The sequence below is a fragment of the Kordia sp. genome (assembly GCF_050633145.1).
GTDB lineage: Bacteria > Bacteroidota > Bacteroidia > Flavobacteriales > Flavobacteriaceae > Kordia.
Window position 1 is genome coordinate 16,872 of sequence record NZ_JBOEFY010000056.1, and the last position, 20,440, is coordinate 37,311.

A 20,440-nucleotide genomic window follows, 5' to 3' on the forward strand; every position below is an offset into this window, starting at 1 on the left:
CGTAGCGATCAAACCCAAGCAATTAACAAGGATTTAGATATATAGCATTGCAGAGTTAAAAACAAAATAGTACATTTGATATAAATAAAAAACCGAAAAAAGATGGATGAATTTCAACAAATATTACCTGTAAGTGCCCTTGCAGAAGATAAAAAAGTAGCTTTCTACAAAAAAACATATACCTATTTAGCCTTTTCAGTATTACTATTCGTAGTAGTTGAGTACCTTTTTTTACAATCAGATTTTATTGTAAATATTGGATTGCAAATGACACAAGGATGGACATGGTTGATTGTATTAGGGTTATTTATGTTCGCGACAAATTATGCAGAAAAACTTGCCTTAAAAACTAAAGATAAAACCACGCATCACGTTGCTTTATTTATATATGTACTGGCAGAAGCATTCATATTTGTTCCGTTAATTTATGTTGCCATGGAATTTGGAAACATGCATGAAACAAATGTATTAACGCAAGCGGCAATTATGACCTTGGCATTATTCACAGGATTATCTGCGGTTGTATTCATGACTAAAAAAGACTTTTCATTCTTAAGTTCTATCTTAACTATTGGAGGTTTCTTAGCAATGGGATTAATCGTAGCTGGAACATTTTTTGGAGGATTCGAATTAGGATTATGGTTTAGCGTAGGAATGGTAGCATTGGCTGCAGGTTCTATCTTATACCAAACTTCTAACATGATTCACAAGTACGAGGAAGACCAATATGTAGCAGCTTCTTTAGGATTGTTTGCTTCATTAATGTTACTATTCTGGTATATTATTAGCATCTTCTTACAGGAATAAACAAAACATATTTTTTATAAAATAATAAACCGCTTTGCAGCAATGTGAAGCGGTTTTTTTGTTTGGATCGCTTTGCTTTTGGATCGCTTCGCTCTTAGATTATTAGACGTGCTTCACTTCGGGAAGCTCAGTGCAGGTGCTCTTTAGACTCGTTCCTGCGTAGACGGGAACCTCTAGATCTCTAGACTACTCAAAACGTCATTTCGAATGGTTTTTCGTAATAGAATGAAGAAAAATTGTATCGAGAAGTAGTATGAAATTATGAATGCTAAATTTTAAATTAAAAAGTATTTTCAAATCTATAAAGGTGTTAGGTTTTGGGTCTTAGGTATTTGTACATTTCAATTGTCTGTTCGAGCGCAGTCGAGAACCTCTATTCTTAAAAGCTTATTTCTAGTTGATGATATAGGTATTAGGTTTTGGGTATTAGGCATTAGGTCTTAGGTATTAGTGCATTTCAATTGTCTGTTCGAGCGCAGTCGAGAACCTCTATTCTTAAAAGCTTATTTCTAGTTGATGATATAGGTATTAGGTATTAGGTTTTGGGTATTTGGTCTTAGGTATTAGTACATTTCAATTGTCAGTTCGAGCGCAGTCGAGAACCTCTATTCCTAAAAGTTTATTTCTAGTTGATGATATAGGTATTAGGTTTTGGGTATTTGGTATTAGTACGTTTTTTAAGAACGGACAGATGGACAAATTCACAAATTGACAATCAACAAAGTTTATTTGTTTATAAGTTTATGAGTTTATGTTTTGAAACNNTTAACCAGCAACCAGCAACCAGCAACCAGCAACCAGCAACCAGCAACCAGCAACCAGCAACCAGCAACCAGCAACCAGCAACCAGCAACCAGCAACCAGCAACCAGCAACCAGCAACCAGCAACCAGCACCTGCCACATCGAGCGGAGCCGAGATGCAACCCACCATCTCGTAAGAAAACCCACAATCCACTACGGATGTTTTGCCTGAATTTCACTCGTTTTATCACTATTCATAGGAATTGTTTTTGAAAAAAATATGAGATTCACAGTATGAAACACGCTTGCAGTGCGCATCTGTACTCAAAAGTTTTCGTGTTGCATGACTGCGAGGTGCTTTTAAATCCGTTGGAAAGCTTCCTGCACGTCTGCGAGAACGATTCCAACGCATCGGAAAGCTTCCTGCATGGCTGCGAGACCGATTTCAACGCGTCGGAAAGCTTGTTGCACGTCTGCGAGACGCTTCCAAACGCGTCGGAAAGCTTGCTGCATTGCTGCGAGAAGGTTTCAAACGGTATTTTATTGCGAATTATTCAATAAAACACCAAAAAGTGAACAAAAAATTATGAATTATTTAAAATTGATGAACTATGGAAACACCAGTTTATTCTCGCTACAGAAATAGCGAATTATTACAATACATGAAAGATGTATTAGAACTTGTCAACGCAAATGATGTTGACAGCTTACAATTAACTACGCAACGAGATGCATTGGCAACACTCATTGCACAAATGGACGATTTGTTTCAACAGGAGCAAAGTAGTGGTATTACACAAGAGTTAATTGATTTAGACAACAGACGTGATGTCGCATTTACAGGAATTAAAGCCACCTTAGAAGCAAGTCAATATCATTTTGATGAAACCATAAAAAATGCTGCTACCAGTTTATTATACAATATGAATAATTATGGTAGCAATATTCCAAGAATGAATTACCAAGCGGAAACAGCTGTGATTGACAGTATGATGTCCGAATGGGAGACGGAAGCAGCGCTTGTTGCTGCAATTGCAACACTAGGTTTGAGCGATTGGTTAGCAGAATTAAAAACAGCCAATCAAGTTTTTAACAATCGGTATTTGGCACGTATCTCTGAATCTGCTGCCAATCCGGCTACAAGTTTTACAGCAATACGCGATGTGGTCATTAGTACCTATCGTGAGTTGGTAGCTCATACGGAAGCTCATGCAACTTTAGGAAGCAATGCTATTCATCAAGAATTAGTCAATGAATTTGGAGCATTGGCAAAGCAGTACAATCTAACGATCAATCAACGACTCCGTTCAGATTCCAGTGAAGACAGTCCAATTTCGGATGTTACTGAAGATGTAAATGTAGAAGCTTCTGAAAGTTAATTAATACATGTTTTATGATACGTCATTACGAAGGAAGTATGACTGAAGTAATCTGTTTATTGAATAAAAAATAATTCCGAAACGTCACTGCGAGGAAGCATGACGCGGCAGTCTCGCTATCATAGTGCAATTGCGTTTTTTGAAGTTACAGATTGCTTCACTGCGTTTGCAAAGACGTATCAAATTGACGCATCAACAACTCCGAAACGTCACTGCATACTTCGACTTACTTAGCATACAAGGAGTTTTCGACGTCGCAGTTTGGTTGTTGTGATAGATAAACGTCAGTTCGAGTGCCAAATTATTAATTTGGTGTATCGAGAACAGCTAAGAATATTAAAGCGTTTCTCGATAGCTCTATACAAGTGCTTCCCTGCGTTCGCAAAAGACGTATCACAATTAAAACCATCCATTTAGTTTTTATAACTGTTTGGGTGGTTTTTTATTTACTAGGGATTATTTTGAGTTCTGCTAGTATATCTTTTTTAAACTTACTGAATGGACGTTGATGAAAGTTTTCTTCTTTGTATTCAGTTCCAAAGGCTAAACGATAGGTTTCATCATACGACAAGCCTGAACTTGGATAGGCTTTTTGAATGGTATCTATATAGTTTTTGGTATACTTCTTTTTGATGGTGATTAAATCTTTGAGTTCTGATGTATGCGCATTGTATATGGTAGCTAAGTTTAAATCATCAAATGTTTTCTTAGCTTTGACATCTAGGGTGTTATGCGCAATTTTCACAGTGTAAGTATCTAATGACTTCTCATAATCATAACTAAAAGTAAATTTATCTAAAATACCTTTATCATACGGATGATAGTGTGAATTCAGTTCAAATAGAGTATCGCCTTTGGTAGAACTATTACAGACACTACAACTAGGTATTAAATTATAAAATGATAGCGCTAAAAGCGGAAATTTACTTTTAGGAAACCAATGGTCAAATTGTGGACGCATGACTTTTGCGCCATCTTCAGTTATTACCGTATTAGTATAGAGTCGATTGCAATAGGTACAGGTAGTTCTGTCTAAATTTTCGGCTAACTGATAAGCATATAATTTTGGAGAAGAAATGAACCAGTCTTCATAATTAATAATTTTATATAATTTAGCTCTAAGTTTATTGTATCTTCTAATCAAACGTCTCTCAGCCCAAGTTCTTCTATGTCTGTTTTTTTCAAGTGCAACTAAATATGATTGATAGCCATTAGCTGTGAATCTAGGAATCGAATCATAGAATTGTTTATTTAATACTTCAAGTTCATCTGGTTTTCCGTTTATCAAGTCATCTAAATTATCTTTAATAAAGTCTGTTACAGGCGTGTTCTTCTGTAAATGACTTCTTCGTAAATAGGTATTTATTACTTTGTAATGTTCTGCTTTTGCTTTAATGACATTTGGTAGTGTATCGTCTATTGAAATCATTCTTCTTTGTCTTTAAATTCTACATCTTTCCCTAGTTTTTCTGCAAGTCGCTGAATTTCCATTCGAATAGTATCTTCAGTATTTTCACTTTCCTCAAATATCTCAGCATACATTTCCTGAAGTTTGATTCGAAGTATGGGTTCATCTATGATTTGGATTTGTCGCCATTGTGTTTTAGGTTGAACATCATAGAAGTTTTCAAATTCAGCTTTTAACATTTCTAGTTCCTCTCTTTTTGTAATTGATAGAGACAATGGAATCAAGGTTTCCTCTTCTTCTAATTGTTTTACTTCTTTTTCTAATTTCTTAATAGATAGCCACGAAATAATCGAATTGATTTTTGCTTTGGCAAAATCACCTACGAGCCCATCTTCTAAAAAGAATGAATCTGTTAGTAAATCTGTAATATTTGCACCAAAAGACTTCTTTTTACTACTATCTTCAACTTTTGTAATTCCTTGTTCATTCTTAGATAAATAGGTAATGTTGTGTGTTGGAATGTCTGATAAGGTTAAGGGATCGTGTGTTGTAAAAATGATCTGAATTTGTTTTTCAGGAAATATACATTGAAAACCTTTTAGAAGCGTATCAATGTATCTTTTTTTCCACTGTGGATGAAAGCCTAAATCTCCTTCGTCAATTAATAATAAAAAATGATCATTTATCTCATTAGACTTGTGAAAAAGCCCAAAAGATTCAAGTAAATTTTGCTCAATTCGATATTTCATATCATAAAACGAACTGAATAAATCATACATTGCTTTTTCTCCAGAACTCAAATTTTTATTAGGAGAAAACGACAAAGCTATTTTTTTGTCATAAGCAAAGTCTTTTTTAAAGGCAACTAAAAACGCTTTGTAAGCAATTAGGATCTCCGTAGCAGCGTTAAAATCTACTGGCATTATTGTCCAGTTGTCGATGTCTTCATTTTCTGGTACATATTTCAATAATGCTTCTAGCAGGTTTTTTATTTCTTCAACAGGAAAGTATATTTTTTTACTTTTTGGAGTAAGCTGTACATACGCATGGGCTAAAAATAGATAAAAAGCTTCTTTAGTACTACTTAAGCTTTTAAACTCTTCGGAATTTACAGTAAGATCATTGTTTACATAGCCTTCCTCTAAGTATTTGTTTCCTGATGCTTCTAGTATACTTTGTACTTTTGTAATGATTCTTTTGATAATTTCTAGTTCCAAGCGTAATTTTTGAAAATAATAGCCTCTTCTTTTTTCAATATCTTCTCTAGTTAGTTTTAAGTTTCTAACAATCTCTATTTCACGTCGAGTCCTTTCTTCATCGATTAATTCTACAAAACTTTTAAAAAATGGTCTGAATCGATAAGAAGTTTGATGTGCTTCTACTGAAATATAATTTATCTTGATATTGATACCTGAAAATGAAGGTAATTTGGTTTCAGTAATAATCTCCTGTAATTCATCAGCTTGTATAGCGCGAATCCAACGTTTTAAGTTTTCTGAGTTATGAAGTTCTAAAAGTGCTGATAGCCCTATTTGTTCACTACCAACATCGTCTAACATCATATGATATTTAGATAAATTTCTGTAGTTTCCGTATTGACTTGCTTCTTGATTAATATTAAAATGTTGTGAATAATAGAATACATTTTGATAATCTTTAGTATTTTCAACTCTATAATCATGATTATAAGAGCTGTCTTCATAAATAAATTCACAGATAGTTTTAGTTCTAAAAACTTCTAATAAACTTGTTTTTCCAGTTCCATTAGCACCTACAATGGCAGATACTAATGAAATGTTTTCTCCCCAAAAGTAAGGGATGAATTGAGGATTTTCAGTTTTGGTTACTGTAACACCTTTTACTGTGTATAAAAACTTTCCTCCTAAATTGATGGTCAGTTCTTCGTGATCTTTTCCAAAGAGATGTGGAAATGTATTTTCCGGTATAAAAATAGCTGCAAGCCTCATAGTTAGTTTGTGTTTGTTTATACATGTGACAGCAGTTTAGGGGAATTACTGTATTATTTATTGTAACGTCTTTTCAAAATCATCGCAAAGTTGATTTACAATGTCTTTGGTTTGTTTGATAAAGAAATCACCCAATGCTTTTCGGTTGCGACGTATGTATTTCTCATAGATTTTTTTGAAGTCTTCGTAAATTTCTTCTTCATCAATGGCAACACCAGCGTTTTTTATTTTTGCCATTAGGTATTTCCCATTTTTTGGTAAACGAATATATGCAAAGAATGCTTCTATTTTTTCTTGAAATTCTTCTATCAACGCTTCTATTTCATCTTCTTCCTGATTACGCTTTTCAATCACTGCTAAGATGTCAAATTTATACTGTTTTGAATTTCCATAGCTTTCAGATGGTTCATTCACGCCTGGCTTTTTTACAGGAGCAGTTTCCTCTCCCAAAGCGACGATTCCAATTTTATTGTCAAAGTAAATAGAGACATCATCTACAAGTTCATCGGTAGCGGTGAGCGAATTGTATAAGATGCTGAAACGCTGCCAGAATTCTGTAAAGAAATCACCCGTATACTTTTTATCAATTTCAATGACATAATTGATAAGATTCAATATTTTAAAATAGTGATTGACAAGCTTTTTTAATTTTTTAGCCGTTTCTAAATCATTTTTTACAAATTGCGTAACCGCGTTTTCAAAGTCAAGAATTGCTGATATATCTTCTTTGTCACTTTGTTGATAGGTTTTAAAAGTAGGGAAGTGGTCTACAAAAAGCTTTTCTAATAGCAGTTCTTCATAAAGTTCCTGCATGCGCTCTTCTTGTCCAATTGGATCAAAGTCACTAACCACCACATTGCTAAAGTGTTCAAAAGCTTGCTTGATATTACCAACGTTTACATTTTTATACGATAAATCAATTATTTTACAATCTAATTTGTTTTTAGCCGTACGATTGACTCTAGAAATCGTTTGAATGGCATTGATGCCACGAATTTCCTTGTCTAAAAATAACGTATGTAATTTTGGTTCGTCAAAACCAGTTTGCAGTTTGTCTACTACGATAATGAGCCCATTTTTGTTACGAGCAAACTCTTGTAATACTTTTGCTTCTGAAAGGTTTTCGTTTAAAGTAGTCGCACTTACATACTTTTGTCCATCCGAACTGTATACAATATAGATTGGTGCGTCTTTATATTTATGATATTTTTTTTCAGTTACTAATTCCGCATAATATTTTTTAATGTATTTACGATATTTGATCGCCGCAGGAATCGATGCAGTTGCCAACATGGCTTTTGCATACCCACGAATGTTTGGATATACCGCAGTCATTAAACGTTTGGCAATGAATTTAGAAATTGCTTCTATGCGATTTTCGTTTTCGTAAATTTTCTTTTTACTGATGCGGTATTTTTTGCCATCATCGTCTACACCTGTACTTGTATTGTCTGGGACATCATACCCATAATCGCCTTCAAAACCTTTTAAAATATCTTCAGGCTTTTCAAAGTACATTTTAGCCGAAACAGGCAGAATACCGTCAATCGGATTTAAAATATAACCATCTTCGATGGCTTCTTTCATGGTGTAACTGTCAAATGGCGCCCAAATTTTTTCCGCTTCTGCGTAGGTGTTAAACTCTCCAAAGCGTGCCAGCGTTACGTCACTTGGTGTGGCTGTAAAACCGATAATTAGATTCTTTTTTTGTTTGTTTTTCGTATAGTTTTCATTCGCATCAAAACGGTGTTGCAATTCGTCAAAGACCGAAATCATTTCTTCGTGTTGCACGCCACTGTTAGAACGATGAATTTCATCTATTAAAAAAGCAATGCGCATGGTAGCGAGCTGTGCTAAAACCTGATCGTCTAAGAAATCGCCTATGCTTCCAAATTTTTGAAGATTTACAATGACAATGCGTTTGTCTGTTTTTAAAGCTGTTAAAAAGTTTTTGCGGTTGTTGGCTTCAATGTACATGTTTTTTTTGATGTTCATGTTGTACATTTTGCTGTCCAACTGATCGCGTAATTGTACTCTGTCTACCACCAATAATATTTTGTCGTACACAAACTCTTTATTTCTGTAAATGTCTTTGAGTTGCAATGCAGTCCAACCAATAATGTTACTTTTCCCAAATCCTGCGGCGTATTGCAAGAGTAAGGAATACACATTTTTATTGTTTTGGTATTTTAACCTTTTGGCAATGAGCTCTTCTATTTGTTGCTTGCCTATTTTTTTTGCCGTTAGTTGCGCACGTAGTTTGTCTATAAAATAATTGGGTTCGTCTTCATGTGCTAAAAACTCGTCTATTTTGGCAATGATTTTGTCTGCGCCAAACTTTTGTTTTGGTCGTGGTGCTATTAAACGTCCGTCGTTGTGATGGTATTCTTTGGTGTTTCCTTTTTCGCCTTTTACCAATTCACGCTCTAAAAAATTGTAATACAATATTTCGCGTTCAATCATTTTTTTACTGTACAAAGCTGTAAATACTTCTTCAAAACGTTGTTTGCGTGTAGCGTTTGGTTGTAAAAGTGGATACGGTTTTAACGCATCTTTCATTAGTTTTGTATAGTGCTCGTATTCATGATGGCTACTTTCTACTTGTTTTTTTATTTCGTCGTAAAAGTTGCTAATGTTTCTAATGATATATGTTTCTTCAACATCTGTAGTGGTGATGTGAATGGCTTTTTCAAATATTTTTAAAAAGTCTTTGCGAATCGTTTTCGACACATCGTTCCCATCTGCAATAGCGAGATAACCTGTTACCGCTTTTCGGTAATCGTTGGCAATTTTGAGTTTTCCGTTTTTGTGTGCGTTTTGGTTGTTGTAGTTTGATTTTAGCTCTGAATAGCCAAAAAAGATACCATTGAGGAAAAAGCTAATGTCTGGACGAAAGTGAAATTGTTGTTTTCCTTCGTGTGTGTAAATGAACGGAAATTCCTGTACCACTGAGAATTGATTTTCTTCAAATAAAGCATCGCCACCAGTGAGCGTTCCACTAGGATAGAACAAGTTGAACTTTATACTTTTGAACGTGACCGATTTGTTTTTATTGAAGAATAACGCCATATTGGTTTGTTCTCCAATACGTTTGTTTAAAAACGTCATAAACTCCTCCAATAATTGATCTTCATCATTGCTGTAAGTTTTGAGCAACTTTCGGTACGCAACTTTGTTTTGAGAAGTTTCACTTAGGACATATTTTAGGTCTTCTTTTATAAAACACAATTTAGAAACTGTATTGGCTTTGACTTCTTTGTAGCGCAATCCGTAACCGTGATTGGTTAAAAAGTCGAGTATGTATTTTTGTTGCAGCCCTAATTCGTCCATGGTAGTTTAGTGTATGTAATTTTGATAAAAATCAAGCGCGTCCATATAAGAACCTTCAAAAGGTTCTGCTTTGGTTTCCATCTTAAATATAGTTCCAAAAAATGAAAGCACTAATTTTTCGGAGGGAAAGAGTGTTTTGATATCCTTTACAATAATAGCTGTTGTTTTTTCCAATTCTTCTTCAAAGGTAGCAACATCAGTTTCTAAGAATAATTCGTATATTAATTCGGGATACTCGTCTACATAATTCCCTTGATTTTTAGTGATGTGGTATACAAAACGTTCGCACAAGAATGCAAAACTAAGTGTATGCATCATGCCTTCTTCATCTGTATAGTCATTATAATAAATAGCAGGATATCCTTTTAAAGACCTTAAGACACAGTAAATAGTAAAACATTCTGTGTTGTATGCGTCTAGTATAAGTTGAAAAGGTTTGTTGTTGGCAATCATAGGTATTGGTTTTATAAGCGGCGTAGTGTATGTAGTTTTCGTTCCATAGCTGCGTCTTCTTCATAGCGTTCTCCTGCATCTTTGGCTTCTTGGGTATGTAAAATAGATACTTTCCCTGTTACCACATCATTGATGAGTGTTTTACGGAGTTCTTGTAAGGTACTTATTTGTGTTTGTAGATTTTCAACAATTTTGTCAATGGTTTTTGTTGTACGGTCTAAATAGTTGGCGATTTCTTGTTGTTCTTTTTTTGGAGGTAACATAGTATTAATTACAGACATTTCATTACTCATTATCTTAGCTCCATTTGTATCTATACGTTTATTGTGTTTTGTGCTCTCTTGTACGGCATATTCCATATACTTGAGTGACAATATAGAATTGTTTTTAACTATAAGTGTTCCACAAATATTTGTACAATTAAACTTCCCTTTTCTTATAAAAACTGTACCAGCGTTAACTCCATCAGTTGTCCATGTTAACAAATTTGCGTTAAAATCATAAGAGTCAATGTAGCCAAGTATTCCATTGTTTTTTGTTTGGGAAGAATAAACAGGGTATTTCCCATTTGACTTTAATTCAGTTTTACCAATAGCTCGACCACGACTAATATTGAAGATGTCTTTGATACGTTTTACTTCCCAATGTTTAGGAATCTTTCCAATCCATGAAATACCACTGTCTTTGGTTTTGGAAGCTTTAATAGCTATTGTTGTATTGTCTTTCACCAAACGTTTTCCTGTCACAACAGCATTAATCAAGCTTTTGCGATAAGCTTTGTACTGTGTTATTTGTTGTTGTAAAAGCTGTATTTTTTTGTCAATAGCCTTGGTTTTGACATCTAAATAGTGTGCGATTTGGTGTTGTTCTTTTTTGGGAGGAATAAAAACATTAATCATTTCTATAGTACCTAAGTAAATGCCAGGTTGAGCAGAATAATTAGTGTTGTTCCAGAGAAAGTTTTGAAATTTTTCTCCTCGCATAAAATAAAATAAATATCTATTATTTAGATATTTTTGATGAACTCTAATAGTTGCTATACTACGCTGTGTAGCAAAAGGTTTTAATTTTTTAACAACAGCAACTTTTCCCATAGTAGCACCTACAATAGCTAATTGAATATCTCCTTCTTCAACTTTAAAAGATTTCGTTATTGATAAATAATCTTTTTTTGAAATACAGCTATCATCTTCAAGGTTTATGAATTCATTATTAACAATATTTCTAACACTTAATAAAGGAAAACCCTTATCAACTCTAGGAATAGAAGCATGTGTTCCATCTTTAATTAATTTACAAACTCTTTTTAGATGGCTATCTTCCCAATGTTTTGGAATAGTTCCAAGCCATTCTATGCCAGAATCTTTGTAACTTGTATATGTTTTTTGTGTCATGTGTTGTGTGTGATCCTGAATCGAGTTCAGGATGACGTTTTATAGGTTGAGCTGGCTTTCGAGTACTTTGAGTTCTTTGTCTAAATTGTCCAAGTCGGTGGTAATTTCAGAAAGCGAGCGTAAGGTTTCAGGTTTGTAAAATACTTTGTTAAAGTTAATTTCCACACCTACTGTATTTTCTATATAGCGAAATGGCTTGCTGATGTATTTTGCCATAAACGCATCAATCTGTTGTTGGTTGTGCGTCGCATTTGGATGATACGGGATGATTTCATAGTCTTTTTCGTAATCGGGTGTTAATTCCACTGAAATCACAATAGAAGCTGCTTTGGTCTTCGTTGCTTTTTTGAAACTAGCTTTTAAGTTTATCTTTCCACAACCTAAAGCTTGTTTGTTGTCAATACTTTCTGTTTTTTCTATACTTACCGTACCATCATACTCTGTAATTTCTGTTTCTTTTTCTGTAAGTTTCCCTTTAAAAATGGTGGCAATGTGTTTGTCGTAATAATATACTGACTTATCTTCTGTAATTATTTTTAGATTATCTTCCTTATAATCAATTGCCTGAATCATTTGTTTTATTTCGTCTGTGTAATAGGCATGTAACGAATTGTGTTCTTTAGGATCGTATTCCGTAATGAAAAACTGTGAAATGCTCATTTGCGTTGAGGCTGTAATCCCTTGCGTCGCCAAATTGGGATACTTTGTCTCTATGTCGAATCCTGCATCTTCTTCAAAGGTAATTTTTGAAGGCATCAACTTTATTGATTTTGCTTTGATTTCGTCACCATCTTTGTTACGTTTTATGGGTAAGACATCTTCTAAAGTTTTTCCGTATTCGTCTATATTGGTCAACATAATGGCTTGCTTGTTAAAGTAAAAGTGCCATTTGTCAAATACCTTTGCGTAGTTTGTGTCGGTAAAGTTGGTCAACGCTTCCAAAATCGTTTTCCGGTTGACTGGTTCCATGCGTTTTCGCTTTTTTCCTCTACTTTTTTTGAGCGGTTCGTAAAAGTCACTTCCGTTGATTAGAATGATTTTGTCTTTACGCGCTTGGGCTTTGTTTTTGTTGAAGATCCAAAGGTATGTGTAAATGCCTGTGTTGAAAAATTCGTCCGTAGGCATTTGTATGATGGCTTCTACATAGTCATTGTCAAAGAAGTATTTGCGAATGTTGCTTTCGCCACTTCCAGCATCGCCACTAAATAGCGTAGAACCATTGTGTACTACTACGGCAAGCCCTTTATGATCTAGTTGATGCAAGATGTGTTGCGTAAATAGAAACTGTCCATCGGAAATGGATGGCGTGTCGTGAAAACGCTCTGAAGTATCGTTGAGAATGTCTTTTCGGTAGCCTTTCCAATCGACTCCATATGGCGGATTGGCAACGATGACATCAAATTTCTTTTCAATAAAGGATAGTTCTGTGAGTGTATTTCCGTAGCGAATGTCGGAATCTTTTCGAAAACGACTCTCTATTTTGGCGAGTGCATATAAGCTATCGCTCCAATCTTCTCCGTAGGTTTTGGTTGGTCTGTCGTATTTCTTTTGGATGATATCTTCCACACCAAAAAGCAAGTTTCCACCGCCACAGGTTGGATCGTAAATCGTTAAAAACTCTCCATTGTCTTCTATTTTGGAGAGAATAATTTCTGAAATCAGTGCAATAATGTCGTCAGGTGTGTATTGTTCTCCGGCAGTTTCCGCAGAAATGTCTGCCCATTTTCGTTTGATGTGTTCTTCAAGTGTTGTGATTTCGGAATTGTTGAATGGTACGAGATCAATTTCACTCCACTTTTTTACCGTATCAAACAAAATTCCTTTTTTACGCAGTTGTCCGCTTACGCCAGAAATGTCTAGGTATTTTTCTTCAGTATTTCCACGATCGACACCTAAGAGTTCTTTGGTATCTGTATCAAACGATTTTAAATAGGTGTCAAAATCATTGTCAAACGTTTTGTCATTCTTACAGAGATCTGCTAAGGTAATTCGTTGTTTAATAACGACCTTATTATATCCGATGTTGTCATCTTTAAAGTCAGCTAAAAAATCTTCTAAACTTTCCACTTCATCAGCGGAAGCTACATTGTATTCGTCTAATAATTCGGTGTAACGTCGTTGCAATCGGCTTTCAAGCATGATAAGAGCAAAGTACGGCATCATGTATTTTGGAAAATCAGATTGTTTGATTCCTGCTCCAATAAGTAAGTCAGCCGTAGACCATACTTCGGATTCGTATTGTAGGATATTATTCATGTATTCGGATCGGTGTATATAGAATTGCTAATATAGTGTATTTATAAAAAAGGCACGCTACGGATTCCCGTATGCAAAGTGTTTTAAGTTTTTTTTGGTGTATGTAATTGCATTACTGAGCGTTGCGTTTTCGTTTCTGTGATTTTATATAAAAAGAAAGGAGTGTAGTAATTATTTTATGGTTTTTTCCTACTTTAGGGAGATGAACTTATTGGATTTGTTTTATGGGAAACCGTAAGGATTTGATCTGTAAAATGAATAGGTTCACAACGAGAATTATAAACCATACAAAATGGCTGAGAATTTAGCAAAACTTGTTACGAGAGGTGATGTATTAAGCGCTACAGAAAGTATTGATCTTACTAATTTAATTCCATCAACAAAATACGACGTTTTAATTTCGGGAAAATTGTATCCACCTAAAGAAATTATACGCGAAGCAGGAAGATTTAAAGGCTTAGATCCTAGTAAATATGCGTTAAATGGTGGTGCTCCCACCAATGATTATTTGGTAAGAATGGGGTTTCCTATATATGACAAAGATGGAAAATATTTAAAAGGTGGAACTACGGGAAGAGTTTGGAAATTAGGCACACGTTGGGGAAGTGGAAAGCCAAATTTTTTTGACATACTTATACGTGAAAACATAGTTATCACATTTGAGAAATATACTTTTAGTTTAGGAGATTTAGTAGCTATTACTGATGGTCATACCGTGAACGGTGTTGCACGTTTAAATGGTAATATGCAATCCATTACAAAATCGCCTTATGCGCGTTTAGAAGAAGAATTTAAGAAATTAGAGGTTGATTGGGGCGATTGGATATTGGTGTCAGATGCAATTATTTATGATTTGCCAAAAGAGGAACAATTTGAATATAAACTTGAAGCTGGTATACGACAAATTCAACAAGAAAAAGTAAAACAACAAGTAACTGAGTTATGGTTTGGTAAACATTATGCAAATCCCACGAATATAACTTATCGTGCAGCAAGAATTACAAGTGTAGAAGACTTGTTTTTTGGAGATCCAAAAATTATCAATGCTAGTCCCCAAAGAAAACCTAGCGCAATTTTTGGAAATGGATATAGTACTCATGATTACGATTTTGAGCCAAAATTAGATGTAGGGATATTGAGTAAAAGTTTTGCAAATTTAATTCGAAATTTAAAAAATAGTCCAGGACAAATGCTAGGGGTTTTTGGGCAATGGGGAAGAGGGAAAACCTATTTTATGCGTCAAGTGGAAGAAGAGCTTAAACTAACACATCATAAGAAAGCAAATAATGAAAAAAAGGAAAACCAATTTTACTATTTAAAATTTCATGCATGGAAATATCAAGATACGGAAGGTGTTTGGGCGTATTTGTATCAAAGTATAATGGAACTCTATTTAACGCATAAGAATGATGAATTACGCAAACATGGGAAATGGTTTCAAAGATATATATATTATCCTTTAGCATCAAAGTGGAACGAAACGCGATTACTGTTTAGATTGAACCGTATTCGAAATGGTATGTTCAATCTGAGCATGTTTATAGTGGTATCATTATTAGCGGTTTTGATAGTGATATTTTATCCTAATTTTTTAAACGATGTAAAATTTTGGACTGCTTTTTTAGGAACAAGTATTTCAATTCAAGTATTGTTATTTTTAAATAAAGCTTGGAAGTTAGGAGATAAAGGAAAACGATTAGTAAAAAGGTATACACACAAACCTAACTTTAATAAATTATTGGGTGTGCAGGCAGAGATACAGGAAGAATTAAAATATATTCTGCGCGCTTGGATGAAAACTGAATTTAGAGAAGAAGAGGGGAAATCTATTGAATATTTAAAGAATAATCAAAAACGTTTATTATTGTTTGTAGATGATATTGACCGTTGTCAAGAAGAACGTTTGATTCAAGTAATTGATGCCTTGCGAGTGATGCTAGAGGATGATGAAATTTTAATGCGTGTCATTATTGTAGCTGCTATTGATGAGGATATTTTAGAACGAGCTATACAGTGGAAGTATACAAATTTTCTAAAAAATGAAAAAGCCGATAGACATCATACATTGGTAAAAGAATATATGGATAAACTTTTTATTTCATGTTTAAAATTACCGCCTTTATATAACGATGAGAAAAATGAAATTTTAGATAGTTATGCACAAAAAATAGGTGTTCAAGATATAAAAATAGAAGAAGATAAAGATGAGTCTAGCGCAGAAAGGAATAATGTAAATGAACCTGAAAGTGCTGATGGTTATGGACTTATCCGTAATAATCAAGAACATCGTATGGCAAGACAGGAGAACCAAGAAGAGAAAGAAATTAACTATGCGATTACGGTAAACGAACTAGAATTATTAAAAGAACAAGCAGAAAATATTACCGAAAGAGTAACACCACGCCAATTACGAATTTTTATGTATCGATATTTATTAGCAAGAAATATTGGTCAGCACTTTAATAACTACGAAAAATTAGATAGCGATTGGTGTGAATTAATTATGGAAGAGATAATTAAAAGAAGAAATAATAAATCGGAAGATAAAAAGAATGATATTGAAAGTATACTAGAAGATTTTAATATTTCTGATAAACTAAAAACTTCTACCAATAAAATTATAGAAATTGTAGCACCTTATTAGTAAATTAAAAAAATATATGACCTATGGCTTTCAATCCAAAACCCGAATACATTATTACATCTAAAGACATCAGTATCAAAGATTTTTTTGATTATAAAGAAGACTATGTTACGCGTCCGCCTTATCAACGTAAAGTAGTTTGGAATAAAAAGAAAAAACAAGACTTAATGGATAGTTTGTTTCGACGTTATTATATTCCAAAGTTAGTCATTAGAGAAGTTCGCTTAGATACCCATAATACGGTATATGAAATTGTAGATGGACAGCAACGAATTACGACGGTGCAAGATTTCTTCGCTAACAAATATTCGTTGCCAAAATCAGTTGGAAACTTAGGAGAAGGACTCGCAGGAAAGTATTATGAAGATTTAAGTACAGATATTAAGCGTTTCATTGATAAATCGCTTAAATATCAAGCAGATGTTATTAATGATATTCAAGAACCACATAATGCTGAGCATCAAATTATAGCCACTGAAATATTTTGGAGATTGCAACAAGGAGAATCTTTAAATTATATGGAAGTAGCGCATGCCCAACTTTCAAGTTTGAGTAGAAACTTTATTGTTAAATATTCGGATGATTTTACATTTGATTACGAAAATTATAAACCTATAGATGCTAATCCTAACAAGCATTCGTTTTTTAAGTTATTGAATGTGAAAAACGATCGAATGAAGCATTTACAGTTCATGGCACGTTTTTTATTGATTGAATTAGGTGGCGGTTATGCCGATTTGAGTGATAAAAAAATAATGGAACTTATTAACGACTATAAAACAGAGAATGGTATTGCTGATTATTCATTTGAAAATGAAAATGTGGCGAAAAATGTGAAGAGTAACCTCAATGCGTTTTACGGTATCTTCAAAGACGATCCAATGTTGGATGAAAAGAATGGTATCAAAGAATTATCTATTGAGTACTTTATCATTTCTATGTATATGTTAGTACGTCATTTACGTATGTACTATGTAATGGAAGTACATGTAAAAGAACAAGTTCGTAAATTTATGTATGACTTTTACAAACGTTGGAAAACCTATGATCCTACGGATGATAATGATATGCTAACGTTTAGTAATCGTCGTCAACAAGGAGAAGCAGATATAGAAGTTCGTGATATCATATTAAGACAAATGTTTTTTAAATACTTATCCGATAATGAAATCGAATTAAAAGAAAAAGATTCAAATAGAGCATTTTCTGAATTGCAACGCATTCTTATTTACAGAAAAGGAAAAGGAATGTGTCAACAATGTTTGCGAGAAGGAAAACCAGAGAGAGAATGCAGAGTGAGTTGGTCAAATTTTCAAGCAGATCATGTATTGCCGCATTCTAAAGGAGGACAAACTGTATTAGAAAATGGAGAACTTTTATGCGTTGCACACAATTTAGCAAAGAGTAATAATTAATAATGATAATATTATAAATGAGCCTAATCACTAAAAAATTCTATAACCTATTTTGGAAGAATCAAACGTGTCAAAATTTGTTTTTATTATCTAAAGAAGAATTGTTGGATACTAAAACATTAGATGTTGATGGAAAGTCTTTTCGTTATTCATTACCAAGAATTATTATTTCTAATGTAGAAATTGACGAAAGTCTTACAATCGATACCATAAAATACAGGAGTGATAATCATAATCTGCAAATGCAAGAGATGATTACCTCTAAAATGGAACATTTTGGGCCAATTTTGATGGAGCTTTTTGAGGATAAGATTGAAGATTTGGTAGAGCAACTTAAGGACAAAGTTTCAAAAAATCCTATAAGCTCTTTAATTTTACTAGTTAGATTTGTATTAAACAATGAGGAAAGAGAGGCTACAATCATTGAATTTCTAAAAGAATATAAGCTCATAGGTCATCATTTGAATACAATTGGTGAAGTAGTTGAATTCACTAAGGGAAAATTACTAGTCAAAAAAAATAATCCGATACTTACAGAAAAAAACATAGAAACCCTTTTAGAAGTTGTAAAGGTAATCAAAGAGCTTTATGTAAATTTAGTATATAAAACACTATATGAAACAAATCAAATATTAGTTAATTCATTAAACAGTGAAGATAATTTTAAATCAAGAACTAAGTTATTTCATTATTTGTATGAAAGTGGTATTATATCAGCAAGTATGGAAGATGCGTATGTAGATTGTACTCATTGTGAACCAGGAACCTATAGAGGCGTTTTTCAATTAAAGCTAGATCCAAATAAACTAAAAAATTTGAAATGTCCAATATGTGCAAAAAAAGTAAAATATTTTGTACCCTATGATCTTCATAAAGATATATATGAAATTATAAGAGAAAAAGATGGCTTATTGCAAAATGCATTAATAAACTTATTAGAGAAATATGATGTAGCTTATAAAACGAACCAACAATTTCTTGATGATATTGAAGTAGATTGTATTTTTAATAAGCAAAAAGAAAAAAGTGTCTTTGTAGAAACAAAAATGTATAAGATTAATACAACAAAAGATAAGCTAAAAAGTAAACTTAGAAAACATTTTGGAAAGCTATCTGGAGATATTCAAAGAATTAAAGAGTTATCAGCGTATGCTGAGGAACAAATACTCCCTGTTTTATTAGTAAATATTATAGATGAAGAATTTTTACAAGAAGTCGAGAATGAATTAAAAGAGGATAATAAAGATGAAATAGCTCAATCTATAAAAATTTTAACTATTACTACCTTTAGATCAGAAATGTCACTATAACAGTATCCCAAAAAACAATGCCAAGCATACAAAACTCATGCAACAGAAAATCAACTCAAATAAACCTCTAAAACTTAAACAACATAAAACCAAATATGAATACTCAAGGAAATAACCAAAACGATTTTAAAAAAACAGCAATTGATGACTACAAATATTACGGCAGACGCGTAGAAATTGTCAGTATGATTATTTGTGGATTTGGACTGTATGGAAACGTTAAATTAGTTGAATTGATTAGACCTAGAGGAGCAGAAGAGGTATTGGTCTTTGTCATATCGCTACTATTGTTTTTAATATGTATTATGTTGAATTTAAAGAATTTGATTTTTGAACGTGATATAAGAGGGCATTATATCGCAATGACGACAGATGTAACAAGTGATGAACAAAAGCAGAAAAGTTTTAATAAATCGATTACTCTTGAGGATAAATCAAAAAAGTTTATAAACATATCATATACATTGATGTGCATTGCAATGTTTCTACCTATATTATATCTGGTCGTAATGATGTTGACATAGTGAATCATACTCAAAAAAAGCAAATAAGTTTTCGAACACGTCAAACTTCTAATATCTAAAAACAAAAAAGGTCGGAATCTCTTCCGACCATGACTATATCTAAACTCATTTAAAAACTTAGCATCTCCAGCATGTTTCATGAATTCCTCCAGAAACAAAATTTGTAACAATCGTATTTGTTTTAGTCAATAATTCATCAGCATTCTGATATCTTAAGCAAATAGTAGCACGTGTAACACCATTAGTTCTTCCACCAGTAACAGCAGATTTTGTTAAATTAGAAACTGAATTTTTGTTAAGGTTTAATGATTTTAGGCTCTTTTTTTTCATAATATAAAGATTAAATAAACTCCTAAATTTTGAAATGCGTATTAGGAATACAAACGCTTTTTCAATGAAGAGTGTTTTTACAGTTTTTGTTACGAAAAAAAAGTGAAAAACATGAGTTTGTGCAGGTCAACGATATTGTAAGTGGAAAGAAAATATTGTTTAACTATTTGTTTATAAGGTAGATGTGTGGAAATAGAAAAGGTTAAAATAAATGTATCTTTGTGGTTTGAAATACTCATATAATGCCCAAAAAAGGAAAGCAAAAAAATACCAAAAACAAAGCTAAGCATACCAAGCTGATGCAACGAAAGCTCAACAAAGAGCGTGCAGAAAAAGAAGCTACGAAAGCGAGGCTAAAGGCGATTGTGCAAAAAGCCAATGAAACGAAAGGAAATATTGAATAATGAATATCTAATTTTGAATGTAGAAGTGTTTGAAACGTCTTTGCGAACGTTTTGCAAAAACGAGTGGCAATCTGTTT

The 20,440-nt window shown here is 33.2% G+C and carries 15 protein-coding genes; 8 read left to right on the plus strand and 7 right to left on the minus strand.

Annotation, left to right across the window (positions count from 1 at the left end; translation table 11 throughout):
• The first annotated feature begins 102 nt into the window (after positions 1-102).
• The 3 genes from ACRBBL_RS22200 to ACRBBL_RS22210 all read left to right on the plus strand — a co-directional run bounded on the left by ACRBBL_RS22200 (position 103) and on the right by ACRBBL_RS22210 (position 2,928).
• Entirely contained in the window at positions 103-807 is a 705-nt protein-coding gene (locus tag ACRBBL_RS22200) for a Bax inhibitor-1/YccA family protein (protein ID WP_431371289.1), read from the plus strand.
• 1,036 nt (positions 808-1,843) lie between these two features.
• The gene (locus ACRBBL_RS22205; RefSeq protein ID WP_431371290.1) at positions 1,844-2,110 is read left to right on the plus strand and encodes a hypothetical protein; all 267 of its coding nucleotides are present in this window, start codon (positions 1,844-1,846) and stop codon (positions 2,108-2,110) included.
• A 50-nt stretch (positions 2,111-2,160) separates the two neighbouring features.
• The gene (locus tag ACRBBL_RS22210; RefSeq protein ID WP_431371291.1) at positions 2,161-2,928 is read left to right on the plus strand and encodes a DUF6261 family protein; all 768 of its coding nucleotides are present in this window, start codon (positions 2,161-2,163) and stop codon (positions 2,926-2,928) included.
• A gap of 442 nt (positions 2,929-3,370) precedes the next feature.
• On the opposite strand, the gene ACRBBL_RS22215 is transcribed toward ACRBBL_RS22210, so the two are convergent.
• The 6 genes from ACRBBL_RS22215 to ACRBBL_RS22240 are packed head-to-tail and all read right to left on the minus strand — an operon-like array spanning position 3,371 to position 13,736.
• Positions 3,371-4,357 carry a hypothetical protein gene (locus ACRBBL_RS22215; protein WP_431371292.1) on the minus strand — a complete coding sequence of 329 codons (987 nt, stop codon included), beginning with the start codon at positions 4,355-4,357 and terminating at the stop codon, positions 3,371-3,373.
• Positions 4,354-6,303 carry an AAA family ATPase gene (locus ACRBBL_RS22220; protein ID WP_431371293.1) on the minus strand — a complete coding sequence of 650 codons (1,950 nt, stop codon included), beginning with the start codon at positions 6,301-6,303 and terminating at the stop codon, positions 4,354-4,356. The genes ACRBBL_RS22215 and ACRBBL_RS22220 overlap by 4 nt, the downstream gene beginning before the upstream one ends.
• A gap of 57 nt (positions 6,304-6,360) precedes the next feature.
• Positions 6,361-9,633: a DEAD/DEAH box helicase family protein gene (locus tag ACRBBL_RS22225; protein WP_431371294.1), complete on the minus strand. Its 3,273-nt coding sequence runs from the start codon at positions 9,631-9,633 to the stop codon at positions 6,361-6,363.
• A 6-nt stretch (positions 9,634-9,639) separates the two neighbouring features.
• Entirely contained in the window at positions 9,640-10,086 is a 447-nt protein-coding gene (locus ACRBBL_RS22230) for a hypothetical protein (RefSeq protein WP_431371295.1), read from the minus strand.
• Between the two features lie 11 nt (positions 10,087-10,097).
• The gene (locus ACRBBL_RS22235) at positions 10,098-11,480 is read right to left on the minus strand and encodes a restriction endonuclease subunit S (protein ID WP_431371296.1); all 1,383 of its coding nucleotides are present in this window, start codon (positions 11,478-11,480) and stop codon (positions 10,098-10,100) included.
• Positions 11,481-11,519: 39 nt separating this feature from the next.
• A complete protein-coding gene (locus ACRBBL_RS22240) occupies positions 11,520-13,736 on the minus strand; it encodes an HsdM family class I SAM-dependent methyltransferase (RefSeq protein WP_431371297.1) in 2,217 nt (738 codons plus the stop codon).
• A 292-nt stretch (positions 13,737-14,028) separates the two neighbouring features.
• On the opposite strand from ACRBBL_RS22240, the gene ACRBBL_RS22245 reads away from it, so the two are divergent.
• The 4 genes from ACRBBL_RS22245 (at position 14,029) to ACRBBL_RS22260 (ending at position 19,629) form a co-directional block, all read left to right on the plus strand.
• The gene (locus tag ACRBBL_RS22245) at positions 14,029-16,380 is read left to right on the plus strand and encodes a P-loop NTPase fold protein (RefSeq protein WP_431371298.1); all 2,352 of its coding nucleotides are present in this window, start codon (positions 14,029-14,031) and stop codon (positions 16,378-16,380) included.
• 23 nt (positions 16,381-16,403) lie between these two features.
• On the plus strand, positions 16,404-17,795 hold the full coding sequence (locus ACRBBL_RS22250; RefSeq protein ID WP_431371299.1) for an HNH endonuclease family protein: 1,392 nt from the start codon (positions 16,404-16,406) through the stop codon (positions 17,793-17,795).
• 17 nt (positions 17,796-17,812) lie between these two features.
• The gene (locus ACRBBL_RS22255; protein WP_431371300.1) at positions 17,813-19,105 is read left to right on the plus strand and encodes a hypothetical protein; all 1,293 of its coding nucleotides are present in this window, start codon (positions 17,813-17,815) and stop codon (positions 19,103-19,105) included.
• Between the two features lie 95 nt (positions 19,106-19,200).
• Positions 19,201-19,629: a hypothetical protein gene (locus ACRBBL_RS22260; protein ID WP_431371301.1), complete on the plus strand. Its 429-nt coding sequence runs from the start codon at positions 19,201-19,203 to the stop codon at positions 19,627-19,629.
• A 117-nt stretch (positions 19,630-19,746) separates the two neighbouring features.
• On the opposite strand, the gene ACRBBL_RS22265 is transcribed toward ACRBBL_RS22260, so the two are convergent.
• The gene (locus tag ACRBBL_RS22265; protein WP_431371302.1) at positions 19,747-19,959 is read right to left on the minus strand and encodes a hypothetical protein; all 213 of its coding nucleotides are present in this window, start codon (positions 19,957-19,959) and stop codon (positions 19,747-19,749) included.
• Between the two features lie 242 nt (positions 19,960-20,201).
• Here ACRBBL_RS22265 and ACRBBL_RS22270 point away from each other — a divergent pair, with 242 nt between their 5' ends.
• Entirely contained in the window at positions 20,202-20,363 is a 162-nt protein-coding gene (locus ACRBBL_RS22270; protein WP_431371303.1) for a hypothetical protein, read from the plus strand.
• Positions 20,364-20,440 lie beyond the last annotated feature (77 nt).

Coding starts and splice junctions, on each gene's coding strand:
- ACRBBL_RS22215 (WP_431371292.1), bottom strand. CDS start 4,357: ATGATTTCAATAGACGATACACTACCAAATGTCATTAAAGCAAAAGCA.
- ACRBBL_RS22210 (WP_431371291.1), top strand. CDS start 2,161: ATGGAAACACCAGTTTATTCTCGCTACAGAAATAGCGAATTATTACAA.
- ACRBBL_RS22250 (WP_431371299.1), top strand. CDS start 16,404: ATGGCTTTCAATCCAAAACCCGAATACATTATTACATCTAAAGACATC.
- ACRBBL_RS22230 (WP_431371295.1), bottom strand. CDS start 10,086: ATGATTGCCAACAACAAACCTTTTCAACTTATACTAGACGCATACAAC.
- ACRBBL_RS22235 (WP_431371296.1), bottom strand. CDS start 11,480: ATGACACAAAAAACATATACAAGTTACAAAGATTCTGGCATAGAATGG.
- ACRBBL_RS22265 (WP_431371302.1), bottom strand. CDS start 19,959: ATGAAAAAAAAGAGCCTAAAATCATTAAACCTTAACAAAAATTCAGTT.
- ACRBBL_RS22245 (WP_431371298.1), top strand. CDS start 14,029: ATGGCTGAGAATTTAGCAAAACTTGTTACGAGAGGTGATGTATTAAGC.
- ACRBBL_RS22205 (WP_431371290.1), top strand. CDS start 1,844: ATGAAACACGCTTGCAGTGCGCATCTGTACTCAAAAGTTTTCGTGTTG.
- ACRBBL_RS22225 (WP_431371294.1), bottom strand. CDS start 9,633: ATGGACGAATTAGGGCTGCAACAAAAATACATACTCGACTTTTTAACC.
- ACRBBL_RS22260 (WP_431371301.1), top strand. CDS start 19,201: ATGAATACTCAAGGAAATAACCAAAACGATTTTAAAAAAACAGCAATT.
- ACRBBL_RS22240 (WP_431371297.1), bottom strand. CDS start 13,736: ATGAATAATATCCTACAATACGAATCCGAAGTATGGTCTACGGCTGAC.
- ACRBBL_RS22200 (WP_431371289.1), top strand. CDS start 103: ATGGATGAATTTCAACAAATATTACCTGTAAGTGCCCTTGCAGAAGAT.
- ACRBBL_RS22220 (WP_431371293.1), bottom strand. CDS start 6,303: ATGAGGCTTGCAGCTATTTTTATACCGGAAAATACATTTCCACATCTC.
- ACRBBL_RS22255 (WP_431371300.1), top strand. CDS start 17,813: ATGAGCCTAATCACTAAAAAATTCTATAACCTATTTTGGAAGAATCAA.
- ACRBBL_RS22270 (WP_431371303.1), top strand. CDS start 20,202: ATGCCCAAAAAAGGAAAGCAAAAAAATACCAAAAACAAAGCTAAGCAT.